Below are 17,764 nucleotides of genomic sequence, written 5' to 3'. Positions count from 1 at the left end.
AATGTTTGAAATACTAAACATGGCAAGGCGAAATGACAGACTCACACTCCCAGGATGAATTGATTGCCCTCGGCCGGGCCGCGGAAGCCGCCGGCCTCGATCTCGAGGATCTCCAGGCCCTGCGCGAATTCCGCGACCAGGGCGGGGACTTGCTCATGCTGATGAAACGGATGCGCCAGGAACTGGATTATGAAGCCGTTCGCTCGGGCCGGAAGACGGCCGCGGATATGAGCCTGTTCAGCCCCGAGACGGCGGTACGGACCCGGATCAAACATCGACTTGAAGGCGTGGATGACGATCCCCTCGGGGTGCTGATGCGGGATTACCGGTTCACGGTGGATGAGCTGGCGAGCCTACTCAGTATGCCAGTGACCAACATTGAGGCGCGCATCCGGGATGATGACGCGTTCGGACTCAATTCGGAGCCGGAGTGGCAATTGTTCGATATCCGGAATCTCGCCTACCGAGCCGACGAGGTGCTGGGTGAGGCAGAGAAGGCTGCCCGGTGGCTGCGCAAGCCGAATCGGGCGCTGAACGGGGAAGCGCCGCTTTCCCGGCTGGCGACCCGTGAGGGCATTCAGCAGGTCGAGGCATTGCTGGAGATTATCAGCGAGGGGATCCCCACGTAAACCTATCTTTCCGCTTGACGAATTGCCTCGCGCATCCAGGATGGCATGGTCCCTTCCAGAGATCTCAGCGCCTCAAATTCGGTTTCCGGTAACCTGCGGCGGATCTGTGCAATCATTTCTGGGGTGGCCTCCCGCCTGCCGAGATACCACAGGGCGGTTAGCGCAAGCCCAGCGGGGCGATCAGCCATAGCCAGCTTGTGCGGACTGACGTGTTGCATGCGAATTTCCAACGCACCCAAGCGAAAACGTGTTGATGGCCCAGAAGTCCAGAACACCTGCTTCATCTGCATCTGGCTGGTCAGCCCCATCTGTCGTGCCGCCTCGGCGCCATGGACCTGTACGATTGCGCCACTTCGCCGTGCTATGGCTTTTGCGACATCGATAGCCGATGGTGCGACCTTGCCTATATACCGACTGTGTTTTGGCCGCATGTAGATGCCCCGCGCGACCCGTTCGATCGCGCCCGCAGCGGCCAATCGAGAGAGCTCCTTCCCAACTGCTCCCTGGGTACCGTATTTGGAAATATCGGCCAGTGTGAATAGCTCCCCCGCAGGTAATGCATCAATGTACTTACGGACAGCCTTTGCGGCACATGCATTCATGGCGCTACCTCAGGCCAGCACTATAGTTTTTATGTATATCAGCTGCCAACCGGTAAACAACTATCAGACGCCCCATTTTCTGTCTAATTATCCAGGCCGACACTACCTACTCTGCCGCAAGGTCGCTTAGCGACCAGAAGCGGAAGTCTGCTTGTCGAGATTGGTGCGGCAGTTATTAGGTATACTGTCCCCGGATACCCTAATCGGTGCGCCTACAGGCGTGTCCGGTTGAGCTGCTGGTTAGAGATCGTTCTCATGATCAAGCACCTATTTTAACGCCGAATACTTCTTTTATTTTATCTGCGCACACCCCGTAAGAAATCGGGATTGCCTCTATTGAAGATCTTAAGCAACTGATCCGTTTGAGTTCGTTGTCAATTATTCCGACAATAAGTACTTGGTTTACCCCTTCCGATGCACGAAGACGAACAACCGCCAGCTTTACTGAACCGCTTTCGACATAGATTGCCTCCGAGGAGAAATCAATATTTGTGTTAGGGTAACCTTCAGATGCAAGATATTCTTTCGTTTTCTGCTTGGCACGTTCAACAGCGTAAGCCTCTAGATTATGCAAGAAATTTAAGTCAAAATCATGTTGCGTCACCCCTTGAGAGTTTTGGCTTGTGACTACGACCCGAATTTCTTGATAAGGACTCGGTGATGACAAAGTTGCGCGCTCTCTTTCGTTGACGTGTTGAGATGCGCTTTTGCCAAGGTAACCAGCCATATAATTAACTACTGGGATAGCCAATATAAAAAGGACGACGTGCTTCCAGTTCCAATCTTTCATCGCAGCTTCCTAATGTATTGTAGTACCTTCGCTCGATAGTTTTTTGATACCAAATAGAAGCGTAGGAATGCCTACGATAGCCAGAATTAGGAATGTCAAAAAGTCTTCTTCCCCAATATCAGATAGACGAGCACTATCTGTGAAGTCGATCAAGAACGAGAGCGCCGTTAATGAGAAGATGAGACCCAAAGTTATAGGAAGCGCCTTTACATAGAAATTCAATAGTTCCTTCATTGGTTAATATTTCCTGTATTCGAGATCTTTGATGATGGACTTGACCTCTTCGATCTCATTTTCAAGGTCGCTGACTTGGGATTCATTGTCATCAATCCGTGATTCAAAATCGTAAATTGGATCGGTGACAGCCCTGCCTGCATGTATGGCATACAGAACGCCATAAGCACCAATGAATACTAGGCAGAATGCAATAAGGTTTGCTCGCGCCATGTCTTGCTCCCTAACGTTTTCCATAACCGGCGTGCAAAAGCAAAGCGACGCTTTTGCACTTCCGAGTTGATGGTGTTCTTGGGCGCTGCCATTTCGGTTTGGTTACCTCTGGCAGTACGTTGCCACGATCGCACGTGTCATTGCCTCACGATAGTGCTTCGGTCTTATCGAGGGGTTTTTACGCACAAATGCGACATATGCAGTGACCATGTCGGCTACCGATACACGCTGAATGCAGGTAGCGTGTTCTACGACCTTGTTTATGCGAGGAGCCATGTCTTTCATCTTGACATCTCTCACCGAAGCCAACACTTGTGGATCATATTTATATGTATCAATCGCTCCCTTTCCAACACCTTCTATAAACCCATCCATATAAACCTTTACGATTAGGATGCACGACGCGTAAGCCTCTGAGTCCGCGCCCGCTGTACAGAACGTCTCCAAATCTTCGGCTTTGATTGTTTGCGCATATAGACTAGTAGAGATGAATGCGCAGACGAATGTGAGAAGTAATTTTTTCATGATTTCGTGTTTGTTAGTGCGTAACGGATATGCCAACTCAGTCATCGTATCCAACTGCTTTGCGTTGATCTTCAAAAGATTTGGCTGCACACGCATTTGTTTGTTATCGAAGTAAGTAGTAACAAAAAATAGCTCCGAAAAATCGTTTGTATATTGCCAGGTCTTTCTGGGTTGCGTGTATCTTGCCATTTTTACACCTCCTGAGTTATCAGAAGGTGTCCACCAAACCGTAGGAACTCTCAGCCCAGCAAAAATGACTTTTTATATGTTTTCTATTTGCTTTTCTAGCTTCTTTTTTGCGTTTACTTTCCGACGCCAATCAGCAATGATTCTCCCGATAATGATTCCGACAATTAGCGGCCCCCAAAGATTACCGACGGTAGATTGTGTTAGTTCACCCTGACCGGCCAGCATAATTTTGAACAAGATAATTAAAATTGCTGAAATTACCCAAAGCACGAAAAACAGAATAATTGCTTCGCTAGCAGGTAGTTTATGTTCGTTGCGCTTCCATATACCGAAATACGAGCCAACAAAGGCAAGGACCGCCATCGGTAATGTTGAGCTGGCTAAGTATGCAAAGGTTTCCATTATTATTCTCCATTACACATAACGTTGGCGATGAGCCGCGCTTGACAGCGACCGACCGAAGCGACAGCGAAGGGAGCGAGCGGTCAAGCGTCGGACTCCATTGCCTGGTTAGAGGATTACTCCTCCTCCAAGTGTTTAAAACTTCTACTTAGAATGAGATCCACCAAAACCAACACAATCAATACACTCAATATTGACCAAGAAACCCAATCACCAACCGGTTGATCTCTCTTATATAAAGCCCACAACAGAATAATGTAAATGGCGTTGGTAGCAATCCAATAGTATTGCTCCCGATATGGGCCAGCTCGCAATGCATCCGCGACAATCCAGATTGTTGAGACTGTTAACGCCACCCCCAAAGCGAAGTAAGCGTTATTCAGTTGCCCCAGCATATAACCACCTAGCGCCCAAGCGAGCCATGAAACAACAGCGAAAATGAATCCGAGCTTGAAATGCCAACTTCGTTTCTCCGCCGTACCGAAATAATGATGGTCATCTAAGAATGTTTTAAGACGAAGTAGAATATAAAATGCCACAAATAGCCACACGGTTACTGGAACTGCCTGTGGTGGCTTCTCCATTCGGACGAACCCAAACAATACCGCCGACGCAGCAACGATTAGGAACCCCACGTTTATGGTTTGCGTTATATTCATCTATTAGCCTTCATCCTCTGGTTCTCGATCCTCTAACAGTTTTATTAGGCGGAATCCGTATTATTAGCAATAGTGACGATTCCGTGTATTTCGAAAAATCCTAGCGACAATATTCGCTTAAATCTACTTAAGAATCAACGGCATTACTTTAATTTGCTCGAATCGTTCAAGGCGTGATAGGCCGCCAAGCTTCACTCTCTAAGCGGTTAAATCCGCTACTTATTGATGATAGGTGGAAATCTGCCTTGGCCTGAAAGTCGGCTTTGTGCCGGAAAACGACCGCCTCGACGGCGGCCGTCTCCGGCTAGAGGCCCATTAGACCTCGGTCTGCTCCGCCATCTCAAGGGCGTCGTCAACCTCGATACCCAGATATCTGACCGTACTCTCCAGTTTGGTGTGCCCCAGCAGGAGCTGTATCGCCCTGAGGTTCCTCGTCCGACGGTAGATCAGAGTGACCTTAGTCCGCCTCAGCGAGTGGGTCCCGTAGTCGGTCGGGTCCAGCCCGATCTCAGCGATCCAGGAACGGACTATCCTCGCATACTGGCGAGTCGTGATATGAGGGGAGCCTCGACGACGGCTGGGGAACAGGAAATCGTCCGTCCTCAGCCCTCGCTCGGCAATCCACCTGGTCAGGGCATCCCGAGTCACTTCGGTGATCTCGAATCGGACCGGCTGCTGGGTCTTCTGCTGCATGATAATCGCTCGGGCGGCTATGTGGCCACCGTGCGAAACATCACGGACGCGCAGCCGAACCAGGTCACAGCCTCGCAATTTACTGTCGATTGCCAAGTTGAATAGTGCCAAATCGCGGTATCGCTGCGATATTTGCAGCCGGATACGAATTGCCCAGATGTCCCTGATTTTCAGAGGAGCCTTCTGACCTACGAGTTTGCCCTTATTCCAGGGAGCTGGTTGCGGATTGTAGCTGAGCATTTCCATGGCCGTTCCTCCTATCGCAAATGGATGGAACGGGAGTATGGCTCAACTCCTCAGTGGTCGCTTCGCGACCAGAAGCTGACTTTGACGCTGAAGCTCAGGCGAGGCGGCGCGACAGCGCCGAGGTCGGCTGTAACGACCGGTTATGCATTACTGACACCACAAAAATAAGATTTAACTCGTTTTCTTGAAAAATAGACTACAAATAATACTGCCCAAACAGCGACAAATAGCAAGTTGACCTTGATGGCTTGTTCTGACGGCAAGCCTCTATCTAGAAACAGAATGCCGTATTGAAATAATGGGGATAATACTATTAACGGTATAGACCATTTTTGCTTTGCATAGACTCCCCACCCAATAGCAATATAAAAGGCGCCCATTAAAACAATAAAAAATGGTGCGTTAATAGCTACACCTTCAATTTGCGGGCTTAAAATTGGGAAAAATAAGGCTGCAATCTGAAATATACTTAGCACGAATGCAGCGCCACAAACGATCTTTAAAATCAATGGCATCAGTTCAAATCGTTCATTTATTTTATATACGAATAACGGGTACATCACTCATTCCACTGCATAACGATCAGGGTGAGACGCGCACGCTTTTTGCGCGCCGAACTCGACCCGCTTGTTAGAGTTATTTTTATATCATTCGAGTTGATCACTTTTTGGAACTTCGTATCCCGCCAGGCCAACATCGGCTAGTGTTAAGCCGTTCTTCTCTAAAGCCTCTTTTAATTCGAATAGGCATGCTGAATAAGCCATTTCACGGCCTTTAGCATGCTCAGGATTGCAAGACCTCCAGAGCTCAATATCTTCGTTAATGCGTCTTCTAAACAGCACCGAGAAATCTTTAAAAGATTCCTCATAATTATCTAGTTTTCTTTTTGTCATAACGAAGAGGAGCTATAGTCAATTCTGGTGTACGGCGTGATCAGGCGGCGCTCCTGCTGTCGTCGATGTCGCTGTCCACTTCGACTCCATCTCTGAACTTCACACCCTCGATGACCTTCGCCAGGTAGTTGAACCCACGGATTCTGCGCCAACGCCTCTCTGCGCTCATCCCCAGCTTGTAGATCATCGCCAGCATCGTATTTCGGCTCACGCAGCCCTTGGTCCGGTCCGTCCGGTGGCGAATGGTGGCAAAGGTCGATTCAATCGGGTTCGTCGTCCGGATGTGCACCCAGTGCTCGGCCGGAAAATCGTAGAAGGCCAGCAAGGTCTCCCGATCCTTCTCAAGGCAAGCGACCGCCTTCGGGTACTTGGCTTGGTACGTCTGCACAAAGTGGTCGAAGGCCTTGTGCGCCGACTCCCGGTCCTCGGCCATCCAGATCTCCTGCAGCGCCTGCTTCACCTTGGGCTGTACACCCTTGGGCAGGTAGTTCAGCACGTTCGCCGTCTTGTGCACCCAGCAGCGCTGAGGGCGGGTCTCGGGATACACCTCATCGAGCGCCGCCCAGAAGCCCAGGGCGCCGTCTCCCACGGCCAGCTTCGGTGGCACTTCGAGACCGCGCTTCTTCATCTCCAGCAGCACCTCCCGCCAGCTCTGGGCCGACTCCCGGACGCCATCCTCGATGGCCAGAAAGTGCTTCTCGCCCCGCTCGTTGACGCCGATGACCACCAGCACACAGAGCTTCTGGCGCTCGGCCCTTAGCCCGCAGTAGATGCCGTCGGCCCACAGATACACCCAGCGGTCCCGGCCCAGATCCTGCCTGCGCCAGGCGGCGTATTCCGCCTCCCACTCGCGCTTCAGCCGGCTGATCACCGGCGCCGACAGCCCGCGCGCCTCTGCGCCGACCAAAACCTCCAGCGCCGCCTGCATCTGCCCCGTGGCCACCCCCTTCAGGTACAGCCACGGCAGCGCCGCCTCCACACGCCGGGCCTTCCTCACGTACGGCGGCACCAGCGCGGAGCGGAACACAACGGCCTCTTCACCCCGGCTGCGGACCTTCGGCACCTTCACCGACACCGGTCCCACGCCGGTCAGAATCTCACGCTCCGGCAGATACCCGTTGCGGACCACCGCCCGCCGGCCCTGGTCATCCACTGCTCCCTCGTACTGCGCCAGCAGCTCGGCCAGCTCCGCCTCGATGGCCTGCTGGATCAACTGCCGTGCACCGGTCCTCAACAGCTCCGTCAGCGGATCCTCGATCGCCTCTGGCGCACGAAACCCGACTACGCTATCTTTCCCCATGGTGGCGTACCTCCTCTGCTGTTCATCAGTTGGGCAAAACCGATTTCAGCAGGGTACGCCGCCTTCTTCAATCTCCGCTCATACACCAGATTCGGTTATAGCTCAACGAAGAGCTAAGGGGCCGCAAAAGCCGCTAGGCTTTTGACGGTCCCGCTTGAGCGCCTTGTTGGGCGTGGTCGGCCCAAATAGCTGGGCTGCGCCACGCATAAATAAACAATCCAATAAATATTGGTAGCGAAGGAACGGCATAAAGTTGAATCACCCCGATCTTTTCCCATTCTAAACCCTCACCACGATAAATAAGGAACGGTAAAATTACCCAAGCATGTATAAATAGTAAAAGGCCTAATGCAGATATCGCGCGCCATATTTTTAATGTAAATATCTTTCTTTGAAGGGCTAGGCCGACAATGCTGAGAAGCATGAGTAAGTAGAATAAATCTGTAATGGTAAATTCCAGTCCGCTTGACAGAGTAGCCCTTACCCATGTGTCATAGCAAAGATATAGGATTAGATAGGCCAACCAGATTTTCTTCTTCATTTGTGCGCCCAACAGTATTGTTAGACGGAATCCGTATTATTAGTAATACTGCGTATTCCGCCTATCTTGTGATACCCCCGATTCCGCATATTATGAAGTATTCTAGCGAGGATGTTCGCCTAAATTCGTATTTGAATCAACAGCATTTCTTTGACCGGGTAACGCCGGATGAACCTGATAGGCCGCCAAATTTTATCTTCTATGCGGTGAAGTTACCGACTTATTGATGATAGGCGGAATTCCGCCTCGCCTGGTTGCGGAAGTCCGCTATGTGCCGTTTGCGGTCGAATGCAGGGCATTCGGGCTTATCCTTTATTGAAACTATATTCGGCCTAATCTGAATTCTATTAAAAATGTTTTCATTGAGGTATGCAATTTTCAGTCGTCCTAGAGCGCAATTTAACCATCACTGGTTTGGCATATGGGACATTTACATGTCCTGGCATCGCATGCATTAACCCTGTATATATACCTACAGCCGGCTTCCATGCATTCCATGTAATATGAAAGTTGTACTTGACCTTTGCCGCCCGTGAGTCCAAAGAGTCCACGCATTATTTGATTATTCCGATTAACTTGGCCAATTTTCAGCGTTTCAGTATTCCCGATTCTCCGTATATCCTTCAGCTTTTTTGGCTTATATGACCTGGCTGGAATGGATTCTTTACCAGAATCTTCAGTATAGGATTCATTGGCTGGTTGCTCGGCACATGCTATTTCACTAGTGGTCTTCATGTGACGGAAAATTTCAATATTCTCTTCGTTCGCCTTAGGGTTGCTATTCATGACACGTGCAGATGGATGGTGACAACTCAGGATGCGTGCGTTGGTTGTTCTGGACAGGAAAATATGCGTTTTTCTCGCGGTTCCCCCGACCAATACGATGCACCTTAGATTCGGCATCGAGTCTAGCAGCTGGGGAATAAACTTCATGCCTTCCTGTATATCTACACTGGTTGCTGACCGAATTGCTTGTCCATCTCTACTTCTAATGTACCAGGGCACGATATTCCATACAGCTATTTCACTCCGATCAATACCTGCCTGTGCTAACTGATTACCAAAATGTCGCGCCGATGGATCGGGGTTGTCAAAAGATATTATTCCGGATTCAACAGCCTTGGGCCCTGGAGCTTCGAGAAGAAAAAGAAATTTCGCTTTTTCATTTCCGTTTTTAGGGTCAAAGCCTGGCACCTCTCTGGTGAGCTTCTTTTCCTTACGGATTTTCTGCACAAGCCCTGATAAATTCATGATTATATTATGTGAATTCAGCAGCTGTTGATGCTTAATTAATATGTGTTTGATCCTACCACTGATTGTCAGTGGTTCGCTACAGCGTTTGACTATCCATGTATGTCGAGTTTGCTGTGGAAGAAGTTCTCTGTGGCATCGTCTTTTCGGTGCAAGCGAAATGCAGGTCATTCTCAATCTCATGCCGCTTGCGCTGTCAGCTGGACTCATACATATCCGGGGTTACGACCTTACCCGGATCATATTCACCCGACGGTGTCTCCCCCGGATACCCCGGCTGATTCGACACCAGCCGCACCCCATTAACCCCGGTATCGACATTCCCATGGGTGTGGCCATAGATCCAGAGCTGCGCGGCCTGCGGGTTGAACAGGTCTGTGAGATCCCACCAATAGGCGCCGGACAGTGCATCCACCGGGTATTCCGGGCACTGGCAGGCCGGGGCCGGGCCATGATGGGTGATCACCACGGTGTTACCCGGATGGGGTTCGGCGAGCTTCTCTGCCAGCCACTCGCGGGCCCTGATATGCAGGTCCGCGGCGTCTTTGGACAGGAATTTCCTGTACCGATTCCCGATTCGGGTCCGGATCCGCCGGTGGTCGTTCATCATGTCTTCGCATTCCTGCATGGCGAGGCCCTGGCGGATCTCGGGGTCGGCCCGATAATCGGTCCACAGGGTTGCCCCGAGAAAGCGTACCCCCTCGAGGATCAGCTCATCGCAATCGAGCAGATGGACGCCATGTTCCTCGGCGGCGTCACGCATCTCCTTGAGGGCGTACTCATGCACCTGGCCATAGAATTCATGGTTGCCAGGGACGTAGATCACCGACACGCCACGCTCCCGGGCGAGTTCGCCGGCCCAGATGATGCCCTGGACGCCTGTGCTGATATCGCCAGCCAGGATGATGACATCGGCGTCGGTCCTGGCGAGCAGCAGCTCACCCTTGCGGCCGCCAAATTCCAGGTGCAGGTCAGAGGCGTATTGGATTTTCAGATGCATTTTCAATCTGTTATCTGCATTCACGGAAGTGGAAGATATTGTAGCAGTATGCTACATTACCCGAAATTGATCAATGCGAGCGCGAGGAATCTCGTCATGGCTAAAGCTGCCTCTCCCGTACGCCTACAGAATGAGCTGATGCAGGCCGCCGGTGTGGCCGGGGCACGGTTACACCGCAGCGCCGCCGAGCAGGTCGAATACTGGGCCTCGCTGGGGCGCCAGGTGGCCGGTGTTGTCGACCCCGACACCTTGCTCAAGATCGCGGCAGGTCTGGCGCGTCTCAAGGTAGAGCCGACCATCGCTCAGCCGATTGATCCCGATGCCGTATTCGCGGCTGTCGAAGCGGATCGCCGCTCTGGTGAGCTGCCCGGGAAAGTGACGGGGGCGGCGATTCGTTACTATGCGTCTGTCTCCCATCCGGGTTACTTGGAGCAGGTCGATGAGCGCGGTGTCCGTACTGTGGGAACATTTCGCAACGGGGTCTTCACGCCTATGCACGAGGATGCCGATTGAGCCGCAAGCCGCAACTCTGGATACTGGTCGGCGGTAACGGGGCCGGGAAGAGCACGTTCTACGAACTGTTTCTGAAACCGCTCGGCCTGCCCTTTCTCAATGCTGATATTATCGCCAGAATGGCGTATCCCGACGCGCCCGAAGCCCATAGCTATGATGCGGCGAGGCTCGCCGAACAACTGCGCGGCGAACTCCTGCTGGGCGGAACCAGTTTCTGCTTCGAGACAGTCTATTCCCACCCCTCCAAGATCGACTTTGTAGCTCAGGCCAAGGCGTTGGGCTACGAGGTCATCATGGTGATGATTCATCTGAATAGCGTTGAGCTGAATCAGGCCCGGATCGCCGAGCGCGTCTCGGAAGGCGGGCACTCCGTGCCGGATGAAAAGGTGGCCAGCCGAATCCCCAGGACACTCAAACATATCAAGACTTCCATCCCGCTGTGTGACCGGCTTCAGGTCTATGACAACTCATTTGAAGCTGCCCCCTTCATGCCGGTGTTTTCTGTCATCGAGGGCGCCCTTGAATGCCACATGCATCCACTACCTGATTGGGCCGAAGGACTTCTGTCCGATTAACTCCGAGGCATCTTTCCACTGCGCGCCAGCGCCATGCGATACAACTCGATCATGTGCCGGACATCATTCCCCGCGTCGTGCCGGCGGCCCGGGGTCCGGCGCCAGGCCGCTTCACCCCACTCAGCCGGCCACCCCAGTTTCCGGGTGACCGAGGCCGGCATGAGGTCATGGATCAGGCCCCAGTAATCGCCCAGCGTGAAACGCTGTGCCTGTTCGGCGAACTCAAACAGCGTCTGGAGCCAGAGGCTGTCATAGGCGGCGCCGGCGTACACCACCTGGCCGGCGAGCTGGTCATTCATCTGCGCGGCCACCCGGGCTGGTGGCTGGCCGTGATCGAGCAGCTGCTCGCGCCGGATCTGGTGGACAGCCTGGGCATTCGGGTCCCAGTCATCCCACTCCGGGATGCCGGCCGGTGAGATCAACCAGCACTCGATATCGCCCTCCGGCCGCGACCAGGCCACCTGGATGGGGTAGGAATTCACCCCGAGGGAGCTGGCTTCGAAATCGAGAAAGCAGGGCAGGCTCACCGGGAACCTCCGGACTCTTCCCGGCCGAACTTCTCCCGTAGATAATTGACATGCAGTGGCACAACATCCTTGCTGGCGATAACGCCGGCTCGCTCCAACGCCAGCAACAGCAATTCCACATCGTCCATTATCACCTCGTCATCAACCACCCGCGCAATAACATCCGCCATCGCGTCACCTTCCGTGCGAACGTAATGGATGTTGTGTTGGATCGCCAGGTCGGCGATGTACTTTGCGACCCCTGTTGTAGGGATTTTGGTACCCATTAATCTTCACCACACGCGAGCACCATCCGGTACAACTCGATCATCTGCCGGACATCATTACCGGCGTCATGCGCTCTTCCCGGGACGCGCCTCCAGGCGGCCTCGGTGTATTCCTGTCGCCAGCGTAGATTGCAGGTCACGGAATCCGGTACGATTTCGTGGATTAGCAGCCAGTAGCTGTCCAGCGTGAAGCGGGGTATCAGTTCGGCGGCCTCGAACAGTGCCTGGCACCAGTCATTGTCACAGGCGGCCCCAACGTACAGCGTCTGGCCCGTGAGCTGATCATTCATCCGCGCAGCGACCCGGGCAGGTGGCTGACCGTGTTCAAGCAACTGCTCGCGGCGGATCTGGTGGATGGCCTCGGCATTCGGGTCCCAATCATCCCACTCCGGGATGCCGGCTGGCGAAATCAACCAGCACTCGATCTGCCCGTCCGGCAGTGACCAGGCCACCTGGATCGGGTAGGAATTCACCCCTAGGGAGCTGGCCTCGAAATCCAAGAAGCAGGGCAGGCTCACCGGGAATCTCCGGGGTCAGACCCGAGCACGATAGCTATCCACATAGCTCACCGTCTCTGCCAAACCTGAAACACTCTGGATGTACTCTGCAGGAACCGCGTGCAGATCCGTGTTGTTGTTGCGCATCCAGGCACGCAGGGACTGCTCGTCGCCAGCAGTGATCGCGTCAAGACTGCGGAACAGGCGCACATGCAGTGCGCCGAGCTCCCAACTCTTGCTTTCCTCGCTCAGGAGATAGCGTCCATGCTGCATTCGCGAGATGGAGGCACGGCTAAGCCCCAGCGTCTTGGCGAGTTCGGCCGGCGCTAAGCCCATCATCTCCGATGCTCGGGTCACGGCTTGTGTCATCACCTCGGCTCGTCCCGGATGAGGCAGACTCACCGGACACCTCCGAACTCGGCTTTTGCCCGCAAGTACCAGGCCAGCCGATGCCGCACATCGATCCCGGCCCGGTGAGGCTGACCCTCCACATCGGCCCAGGCGGCGTCATAGAGTTCATGCAGCCGCTCGCCGCGCGCATCAGGCCACAGCGCCCAGATCGGGTGCAGGCGAACCGGACTGCGTACACCCAGGGCATCGCCGAACAGCGTCTCCAGCCAGCCCTGATCATAATCAGGGGCATCGGAGTACACCGGCTGCCCGGCCAGCACCGCCTGGATGCGTCCGGCCACGAGTTTCGGGTCCGCGCCGTGCTCACTCAGGTAGCGCCGGGACAGGCCGTGGACGGCCTGCGCGGCCGGATCCCAGTCGGTCCAGTCGAGTATGTGATACGGATCGATCAGGTGCGCCTCGACCTCGCCATTCGGGTACGACCAGGCGATCTCGATCGGGTAGGAATCCCGCCCGAGCGAGCTGGCCTCGATATCCAGGAATTGAGGCAGGAGGTGCAGCGTCATGATGTCTGCCTCCCCAACCTGGCCTGTCCGAAGATGTACGGTATCAGCCTGACCATGTTCCGCGCATCGTCAATGCCCCGGTGATGAGTGCCTTCCAGCGGCAGGCCCGCGAGCTGGAGTGCCTTCTTCATCCCGACCGATCTACCGATGCCCTGGCGCTTGGCGAACCGGGCCTTGATATTGATGTGATAATCCGTCGGAAACGGGTAGGGCACCCGATGGTGCGCGCAGTCCTGGAGGAATTGGTTGCGATCGTAATTGCCCCAGCTACAGAACACCGGACTGGTGAATCCGTCCACCCAGGCCCGGAAGCGGTCATTGACCACGGGGAACGTGTCCGCCCCCTCGACGTCAGCCTGGGTGATGCTGGTCAGCCGGGTGCAGAAATCAGTCAGGAACGGATTGCGCACCGGGCGCACGAACGCCTCGAACTCACCGGCCGGAACCAGGGCCTTGCCCTCGACCGCCACGGCGCCGATCTCGATGATCTCCATCTCATGTCGCGGGAATTCCCTGGCATCGGTGCAGGTGGCTTCCAGGTCGACGATGATGTAGGTCTTGTCCTTGTTGCTGGACATGGTGTTTACTCGCTGTGTTTTCGGTCATGGCTCCGGTACTCGAACCGGATCCCCTTGCGGCGCTCGAACCGTTTTATCACCCACAGCTTCACCCCTTCATCACCGTCCACGTGGGTGAGCGCGCGCCAATCAAACAGGCCGGCAACGCGGATATCATTCCGGTATTCCTCGGGCAGGCTCTGCGTGAGCACATAGGCCGTGTCGCCGTCCTGCCAGACATCCAGTGTCCCAACGATCGGCCTGGGGTCAGGCGCAGGGCGCAGGGCGACCATCGTGATGTTGTCGGTCAGTGTCTCCCGGCTGAGCAGTTCGGTACCGATAGCCTCCATCGATTCTCCGGCACGGAGGCCCTCTGCGATTTCCCGATAAGCGGCGTGGCGCTCCTCCAGGCTCCCCGCGTTGTAGACCCCGTCGGTGACGCCCAGGATCAGGCTGTCCTGTGGGACGGTGAAATCCTGCAACTCCGGCTCGCGAAATAACAAGCCATCGAATTCCGTATCACCCAGGGCGCGGGTCATGGCAAGGCCATACCCGTAATCCCCGCCCCCGTTCATCAGATATTGATCACCGATATAGGCGCGGCACAGGATACTGTCGTAATCTTTTCTTTCATGCGCTTCATCGATTTGAGCCTGAATACGCTCCCGATCCGCTATACATGTCTGCACCGAGTGATCGGGCGTGACCCGCAACTCCCCCTCGGGAGACAGGATCGCGATGGACGAATCCCCAAGCTGAGCGGTAAATATCTGCAATCCGTTCGCTTCCGATACGACATAGGCCAGGGAAAGGGTCGAACCTGTTCGATGGCTATTCTTGAAATCCGATTGCAACTGAGTCACGGTATCTCGAAGCGCGTCATGAATGTCCCGATGCGGATCCAATCTGATGGCTTTTTCACGCTGCTGTTTGATGCGTTTATCGACCAGATTGTCCCGGGCAACCTGATCCAGGATGGCTCGCTTACCCGCCTCGTCCGCCTCTTCATATCCCGTGAATCCCAAATCCATATCGAGATAATCGGGATCCCTACCTTTAATCCATGCTTCAATTTCATCAGGCCCCAACGCTGCCTCGATCTTTTCTCGCCGCGCCTGATGCGCGGAAATCTGCAAAGGCAACTTCCGGATAAGCGCCATCCGGAAATAATGGGCGAGCCGGCTTGCAGCAAAATCGGCAACATAGCTTCCGCCATGCCCATCAAGCACTGCCAACAGGTAGCCATCCTCCACCGGCTGCGCCACCCAGCGGTCCTCCTGGCTGTGACGCTGGTTGATGGCCTGATATACGGCTAGAGTGAGCCAGTCGAGTGAGTTCATGTGTTTCCTCGGGTGTGGCAGGCATCGTGCAGTGCTACGATCGTGATGTTGTCATCATGATCCGGCCGCTGCGCCAGCTCATCTCCGATGGCCTGGGCGCGCTCACCTGCTACCAGGCGCTGCGCGATCTCCCGATACACGCCATGGCGCGCCTCCACCGTGTCGGCGACATGCACGCCATCCGTCACGCCCAGGATCAGGCTGCCTCGTGGGGCGCTGAATCCCTGCACGTCCGGCTCGCGGATCAGCAAACCCTCGAGCTCCTTGTCTCCCAGGGCGCGGGTCATGGCCAGCCCGACACCCAGATCGCCGGTGTCATTCATCAGGTATGCTGGCGCCATCGCCGGCGTGAAATGGGCGCGATAAAAGACACTCCTGTGGTCTTCCACAAAATGCGCCCTGTCGATTTCATTCTGGATCAACGCACGGTCCGACTCGCATGTCTGCACCGAATGATCCGCCGTCACATGCAATTCGCCCTCGGGCGTCAGGATGGCGATGGCGGAATCTCCGAGCTGCGCCGTATGGATGTGCAGGGCATCCTCAGTCGGATAAACGTAGGCCATCGAGAGCGTCGATCCCGCGGTGGAATCACCGAAATCCTCAACCAGCTGGGTGACCGTTGCCCGCAGTGAATCGTCGATCGTCGATTTTCCCCTGTGCTCCGCCAGCGCGTAATCCGCCATGTAGTCCTGCGCAAGTTGATTGATTTGATCCCGTTTTTCGTTGTCATCCGCTGTCGCCGTATCGAGCCCCATTTCCCAAAGATCAAACTCGAAGGACGGGGAGCCCCTTTCCGCAATCCACGCCTGAATCGCCTCCGGCGTCAGCCCGGCCAGGAATTCCTCACGCCATACGGCATCAGCCCGCTGCTGGTGGGGCAGCTCACGTTCAAATCCCAGTTGAAAATAATGCGCTAGCCGGTTCGCGGCCTGGTCTGAAACCTCGTCATTGATGTGGCCATCCAGCACTGCCAATAAATACCCGCGGTGAAACGGCTGGGCGACCCAGCGGTCTTCCTGGGGCGGTTTCAGGTTGGTCGATTGATACCCCTCCATGTAGAACCGATCGAATATACTCATGGATCATCTTCCTTGTGCGGATGGTCGTGATAGCGCAGCGCCAGCTTGAGGCGACATGCTCGCGCTTGTCCATCGACGTGCGCGATGTGCGTGACATGATCGCCGCCGTGTATCCCGATGATCGGGACGAAGAACGTGATCGCCTCGATGCCCTTGCGCATCTCGTCCGGGAGGTCGGCCAGGAGGACATAGTGATCACCATTCGGCGCTGCCCAGACATCCACCTCCAGATCAACAGGGCGGTCGTCTTCGGCTTGGCGATACGCCACGATCGTGAGGTTATCCCCGCTTCCTTCGCGCTCGAGCAGGGACTGGCCAATCGCCTGCGCGGTCTCGCCGGCAAGCAGGCGCTGCGTGATCTCCCGGTAAATCCATTCCGGCTTCCCACCCTTGGCCGCATCCCCAACGAGCACGCCATCGGTCACGCCAACCACCAGGGAATCGAGGGGCACGATGTGGTCCGCCAGTTCCGGCTCGCGGATCAATAATCCGTCCCACATCGCATCCCCGATCGCGCGGGTGACGCTCAATCCCCTCGAGGACCCCATGGTCACGCCGGCCCAGACACGACTGTCGCTGAGGGCGCCCCAGTTCAAATCCGGCGGGATATCCCCCGACTCCCCGATGGCCTCGAGCCGGCGTTGGATCTCAGCCCGATCCGCCTCATGCGTCGCAGCGTTATGCGCCGCCGTCGTGATCAGCTCACCGTCCGGCGGCTGTATGAGAATCATCGAATCCCCGAGCTGGGCCGTGTGGATGTGGAGCTTGTCGTCTACGACGCGGATATAGGCCATCGACAGGGTCGTACCTATTTCTTTCTTGCCACGCATATCCTCGATCAACTGCGCGACGGTATCCCGCAGCGCATCATGGATCTCATAGAGCGGGTCCGTATCCTGGCGCTCGCGTCTCAGTTCGCCAAGGCGGCTATACGCATAGTTGCCGCGGATATCATCTTCAGTGGCCGGCACGCTGTCATACACGGGAAATATTTCATCATCCTCTTGACGCTCCCGCGCAACCGCATACCCGGGATGCGCCTCCAGCGCAGCCTTCATATCGGCATCACTCATCTCCTCACGAAACGCCTGAAACTGCGCTTCATCCGCTTTTTTCTGGATCGGCAGTTCACGACTGAGACCCTGATCGACATACAGCGGGAGTCGGGCGGCGACGTGACCAGAGACGAGCCCGATTCCGTGGCCATCGCATACCCCGAGCAGAAACCCCAGGTTGACAGGCTGCGCGACATAATAATCCTCCTGCATCGGCCGTCGGCCAATGGTGGAGTAGACGTCCAGTTTGTATTCGTTATGGAGCATT

Annotated in this window: 25 protein-coding genes; 3 read left to right on the top strand and 22 right to left on the bottom strand. The window is 55.0% G+C overall.

Translation table 11 applies throughout. From position 1 onward, the window contains the following. Positions 1-32 precede the first annotated feature (32 nt). On the top strand, positions 33-629 hold the full coding sequence (locus COW1_RS06455; RefSeq protein WP_201345767.1) for an MbcA/ParS/Xre antitoxin family protein: 597 nt from the start codon (positions 33-35) through the stop codon (positions 627-629). A gap of 2 nt (positions 630-631) precedes the next feature. Here COW1_RS06455 and COW1_RS06450 read toward each other — a convergent pair whose 3' ends face one another. From COW1_RS06450 to COW1_RS06390, 13 genes are all read right to left on the bottom strand, one after another. After that, on the bottom strand, positions 632-1,231 hold the full coding sequence (locus tag COW1_RS06450) for a DUF6088 family protein (protein WP_201345766.1): 600 nt from the start codon (positions 1,229-1,231) through the stop codon (positions 632-634). 259 nt (positions 1,232-1,490) lie between these two features. Beyond that, the gene (locus tag COW1_RS06445; protein ID WP_201345765.1) at positions 1,491-2,021 is read right to left on the bottom strand and encodes a hypothetical protein; all 531 of its coding nucleotides are present in this window, start codon (positions 2,019-2,021) and stop codon (positions 1,491-1,493) included. A gap of 237 nt (positions 2,022-2,258) precedes the next feature. Next, complete coding sequence (locus COW1_RS06440; RefSeq protein WP_201345764.1) at positions 2,259-2,468, bottom strand: hypothetical protein; 210 nt, start codon at positions 2,466-2,468, stop codon at positions 2,259-2,261. Positions 2,469-2,570: 102 nt separating this feature from the next. Next, positions 2,571-3,182: a hypothetical protein gene (locus tag COW1_RS06435; protein ID WP_201345763.1), complete on the bottom strand. Its 612-nt coding sequence runs from the start codon at positions 3,180-3,182 to the stop codon at positions 2,571-2,573. A 72-nt stretch (positions 3,183-3,254) separates the two neighbouring features. Next, positions 3,255-3,584, bottom strand: coding sequence for a hypothetical protein (locus COW1_RS06430; RefSeq protein WP_201345762.1), 330 nt, complete (start codon positions 3,582-3,584; stop codon positions 3,255-3,257). A 116-nt stretch (positions 3,585-3,700) separates the two neighbouring features. Further along, complete coding sequence (locus COW1_RS06425; protein ID WP_201345761.1) at positions 3,701-4,168, bottom strand: hypothetical protein; 468 nt, start codon at positions 4,166-4,168, stop codon at positions 3,701-3,703. A 390-nt stretch (positions 4,169-4,558) separates the two neighbouring features. Continuing rightward, positions 4,559-5,182, bottom strand: coding sequence for a tyrosine-type recombinase/integrase (locus COW1_RS06420; protein WP_370590889.1), 624 nt, complete (start codon positions 5,180-5,182; stop codon positions 4,559-4,561). 140 nt (positions 5,183-5,322) lie between these two features. Beyond that, entirely contained in the window at positions 5,323-5,742 is a 420-nt protein-coding gene (locus COW1_RS06415; RefSeq protein ID WP_201345760.1) for a hypothetical protein, read from the bottom strand. An 87-nt stretch (positions 5,743-5,829) separates the two neighbouring features. Continuing rightward, positions 5,830-6,075, bottom strand: coding sequence for a hypothetical protein (locus COW1_RS06410; protein WP_201345759.1), 246 nt, complete (start codon positions 6,073-6,075; stop codon positions 5,830-5,832). A 40-nt stretch (positions 6,076-6,115) separates the two neighbouring features. After that, positions 6,116-7,375, bottom strand: coding sequence for an IS256 family transposase (locus tag COW1_RS06405; protein WP_201345550.1), 1,260 nt, complete (start codon positions 7,373-7,375; stop codon positions 6,116-6,118). Between the two features lie 133 nt (positions 7,376-7,508). Beyond that, the gene (locus COW1_RS06400; RefSeq protein ID WP_201345758.1) at positions 7,509-7,916 is read right to left on the bottom strand and encodes a hypothetical protein; all 408 of its coding nucleotides are present in this window, start codon (positions 7,914-7,916) and stop codon (positions 7,509-7,511) included. 399 nt (positions 7,917-8,315) lie between these two features. Next, positions 8,316-9,377 (bottom strand): uracil-DNA glycosylase, encoded by a 1,062-nt coding sequence (locus tag COW1_RS06395; RefSeq protein WP_201345757.1) that lies wholly within the window; start codon positions 9,375-9,377, stop codon positions 8,316-8,318. Further along, a complete protein-coding gene (locus tag COW1_RS06390; RefSeq protein WP_201345756.1) occupies positions 9,364-10,167 on the bottom strand; it encodes a metallophosphoesterase in 804 nt (267 codons plus the stop codon). Before COW1_RS06390 ends, COW1_RS06395 begins: the two co-directional genes overlap by 14 nt. A 96-nt stretch (positions 10,168-10,263) precedes the next feature. Between COW1_RS06390 and COW1_RS06385 the strand changes: the two genes are divergently transcribed. Together COW1_RS06385 and COW1_RS06380 are read left to right on the top strand one after the other, a co-directional pair. Continuing rightward, positions 10,264-10,680: a hypothetical protein gene (locus COW1_RS06385; protein ID WP_201345755.1), complete on the top strand. Its 417-nt coding sequence runs from the start codon at positions 10,264-10,266 to the stop codon at positions 10,678-10,680. Then, positions 10,677-11,255, top strand: coding sequence for a zeta toxin family protein (locus COW1_RS06380; RefSeq protein WP_201345754.1), 579 nt, complete (start codon positions 10,677-10,679; stop codon positions 11,253-11,255). Before COW1_RS06385 ends, COW1_RS06380 begins: the two co-directional genes overlap by 4 nt. Here COW1_RS06380 and COW1_RS06375 read toward each other — a convergent pair. The 9 genes from COW1_RS06375 to COW1_RS06335 are packed head-to-tail and all read right to left on the bottom strand — an operon-like array spanning position 11,252 to position 17,763. Beyond that, positions 11,252-11,782: a hypothetical protein gene (locus tag COW1_RS06375; protein ID WP_201345753.1), complete on the bottom strand. Its 531-nt coding sequence runs from the start codon at positions 11,780-11,782 to the stop codon at positions 11,252-11,254. The genes COW1_RS06380 and COW1_RS06375 overlap by 4 nt on opposite strands. Then, positions 11,779-12,048 carry a hypothetical protein gene (locus tag COW1_RS06370; protein WP_201345752.1) on the bottom strand — a complete coding sequence of 90 codons (270 nt, stop codon included), beginning with the start codon at positions 12,046-12,048 and terminating at the stop codon, positions 11,779-11,781. Before COW1_RS06370 ends, COW1_RS06375 begins: the two co-directional genes overlap by 4 nt. Then, the gene (locus tag COW1_RS06365) at positions 12,048-12,566 is read right to left on the bottom strand and encodes a hypothetical protein (RefSeq protein ID WP_201345751.1); all 519 of its coding nucleotides are present in this window, start codon (positions 12,564-12,566) and stop codon (positions 12,048-12,050) included. The genes COW1_RS06370 and COW1_RS06365 overlap by 1 nt, the downstream gene beginning before the upstream one ends. 15 nt (positions 12,567-12,581) lie before the next feature. Continuing rightward, positions 12,582-12,914: an antitoxin Xre/MbcA/ParS toxin-binding domain-containing protein gene (locus tag COW1_RS06360; RefSeq protein WP_201345750.1), complete on the bottom strand. Its 333-nt coding sequence runs from the start codon at positions 12,912-12,914 to the stop codon at positions 12,582-12,584. Between the two features lie 29 nt (positions 12,915-12,943). After that, complete coding sequence (locus COW1_RS06355) at positions 12,944-13,462, bottom strand: hypothetical protein (protein WP_201345749.1); 519 nt, start codon at positions 13,460-13,462, stop codon at positions 12,944-12,946. Beyond that, positions 13,459-14,040, bottom strand: a complete 582-nt coding sequence (locus COW1_RS06350) for a 3'-5' exonuclease (protein ID WP_201345748.1) — start codon at positions 14,038-14,040, stop codon at positions 13,459-13,461. The genes COW1_RS06355 and COW1_RS06350 overlap by 4 nt, the downstream gene beginning before the upstream one ends. 5 nt (positions 14,041-14,045) lie before the next feature. Beyond that, the gene (locus COW1_RS06345) at positions 14,046-15,359 is read right to left on the bottom strand and encodes a PP2C family serine/threonine-protein phosphatase (protein WP_201345747.1); all 1,314 of its coding nucleotides are present in this window, start codon (positions 15,357-15,359) and stop codon (positions 14,046-14,048) included. Beyond that, positions 15,356-16,441, bottom strand: coding sequence for a hypothetical protein (locus COW1_RS06340; protein WP_201345746.1), 1,086 nt, complete (start codon positions 16,439-16,441; stop codon positions 15,356-15,358). The genes COW1_RS06345 and COW1_RS06340 overlap by 4 nt, the downstream gene beginning before the upstream one ends. Further along, positions 16,438-17,763, bottom strand: coding sequence for a hypothetical protein (locus tag COW1_RS06335; protein WP_201345745.1), 1,326 nt, complete (start codon positions 17,761-17,763; stop codon positions 16,438-16,440). The genes COW1_RS06340 and COW1_RS06335 overlap by 4 nt, the downstream gene beginning before the upstream one ends. Between the last annotated feature and the right edge of the window lies 1 nt (position 17,764).

The organism is Thiohalobacter sp. COW1, from assembly GCF_016629505.1.
In the GTDB taxonomy this organism is placed as follows: Bacteria; Pseudomonadota; Gammaproteobacteria; order Thiohalobacterales; family Thiohalobacteraceae; genus Thiohalobacter; species Thiohalobacter thiocyanaticus_A.
The sequence above is the reverse complement of the archived record's forward strand: the minus strand, read 5'-3'. Positions and strand labels throughout refer to the sequence as shown.

Coding starts and splice junctions, on each gene's coding strand:
- COW1_RS06455 (WP_201345767.1), top strand. CDS start 33: ATGACAGACTCACACTCCCAGGATGAATTGATTGCCCTCGGCCGGGCC.
- COW1_RS06450 (WP_201345766.1), bottom strand. CDS start 1,231: ATGAATGCATGTGCCGCAAAGGCTGTCCGTAAGTACATTGATGCATTA.
- COW1_RS06445 (WP_201345765.1), bottom strand. CDS start 2,021: ATGAAAGATTGGAACTGGAAGCACGTCGTCCTTTTTATATTGGCTATC.
- COW1_RS06440 (WP_201345764.1), bottom strand. CDS start 2,468: ATGGCGCGAGCAAACCTTATTGCATTCTGCCTAGTATTCATTGGTGCT.
- COW1_RS06435 (WP_201345763.1), bottom strand. CDS start 3,182: ATGGCAAGATACACGCAACCCAGAAAGACCTGGCAATATACAAACGAT.
- COW1_RS06430 (WP_201345762.1), bottom strand. CDS start 3,584: ATGGAAACCTTTGCATACTTAGCCAGCTCAACATTACCGATGGCGGTC.
- COW1_RS06425 (WP_201345761.1), bottom strand. CDS start 4,168: ATGGAGAAGCCACCACAGGCAGTTCCAGTAACCGTGTGGCTATTTGTG.
- COW1_RS06420 (WP_370590889.1), bottom strand. CDS start 5,182: ATGGAAATGCTCAGCTACAATCCGCAACCAGCTCCCTGGAATAAGGGC.
- COW1_RS06415 (WP_201345760.1), bottom strand. CDS start 5,742: ATGTACCCGTTATTCGTATATAAAATAAATGAACGATTTGAACTGATG.
- COW1_RS06410 (WP_201345759.1), bottom strand. CDS start 6,075: ATGACAAAAAGAAAACTAGATAATTATGAGGAATCTTTTAAAGATTTC.
- COW1_RS06405 (WP_201345550.1), bottom strand. CDS start 7,375: ATGGGGAAAGATAGCGTAGTCGGGTTTCGTGCGCCAGAGGCGATCGAG.
- COW1_RS06400 (WP_201345758.1), bottom strand. CDS start 7,916: ATGAAGAAGAAAATCTGGTTGGCCTATCTAATCCTATATCTTTGCTAT.
- COW1_RS06395 (WP_201345757.1), bottom strand. CDS start 9,377: ATGAGTCCAGCTGACAGCGCAAGCGGCATGAGATTGAGAATGACCTGC.
- COW1_RS06390 (WP_201345756.1), bottom strand. CDS start 10,167: ATGCATCTGAAAATCCAATACGCCTCTGACCTGCACCTGGAATTTGGC.
- COW1_RS06385 (WP_201345755.1), top strand. CDS start 10,264: ATGGCTAAAGCTGCCTCTCCCGTACGCCTACAGAATGAGCTGATGCAG.
- COW1_RS06370 (WP_201345752.1), bottom strand. CDS start 12,048: ATGGGTACCAAAATCCCTACAACAGGGGTCGCAAAGTACATCGCCGAC.
- COW1_RS06360 (WP_201345750.1), bottom strand. CDS start 12,914: ATGACACAAGCCGTGACCCGAGCATCGGAGATGATGGGCTTAGCGCCG.
- COW1_RS06355 (WP_201345749.1), bottom strand. CDS start 13,462: ATGACGCTGCACCTCCTGCCTCAATTCCTGGATATCGAGGCCAGCTCG.
- COW1_RS06350 (WP_201345748.1), bottom strand. CDS start 14,040: ATGTCCAGCAACAAGGACAAGACCTACATCATCGTCGACCTGGAAGCC.
- COW1_RS06345 (WP_201345747.1), bottom strand. CDS start 15,359: ATGAACTCACTCGACTGGCTCACTCTAGCCGTATATCAGGCCATCAAC.
- COW1_RS06340 (WP_201345746.1), bottom strand. CDS start 16,441: ATGAGTATATTCGATCGGTTCTACATGGAGGGGTATCAATCGACCAAC.
- COW1_RS06335 (WP_201345745.1), bottom strand. CDS start 17,763: ATGCTCCATAACGAATACAAACTGGACGTCTACTCCACCATTGGCCGA.